Here is a 233-nt window from a genome sequence, read left to right as displayed (position 1 = left end):
CTATGTACCATTGCTGTAGGCTCGGTTTTATCGGGCGTTGGTAGAGGAATACGGCTACTCTCACAATGGAATATGTTGCTGTCGTTACTATTAGTATTGATAGTACTTGCAGTGGGTCCGACCCGTTATATTTTAAATGTATTTATGGAAACATCAGGGAATTATGTACAAAATTTAATTTCGATGGGGCTATGGACTGATTCGCAAAATGACTCAGGGTGGCAAAGCTCTTG

The 233-nt window shown here is 40.8% G+C and carries 1 protein-coding gene; it reads left to right on the top strand.

From position 1 onward, the window contains the following. Positions 1-9: 9 nt before the first annotated feature. Positions 10-233: BCCT family transporter (locus SB724_RS21985; protein ID WP_410573218.1), on the top strand; the 224-nt coding region annotated here is incomplete at its 3' end.

This window comes from Bacillus sp. SIMBA_031, assembly GCF_046535225.1.
Classification (GTDB): Bacteria; Bacillota; Bacilli; order Bacillales; family Bacillaceae; genus Bacillus; species Bacillus velezensis.
The sequence above is the reverse complement of the archived record's forward strand: the minus strand, read 5'-3'. Positions and strand labels throughout refer to the sequence as shown.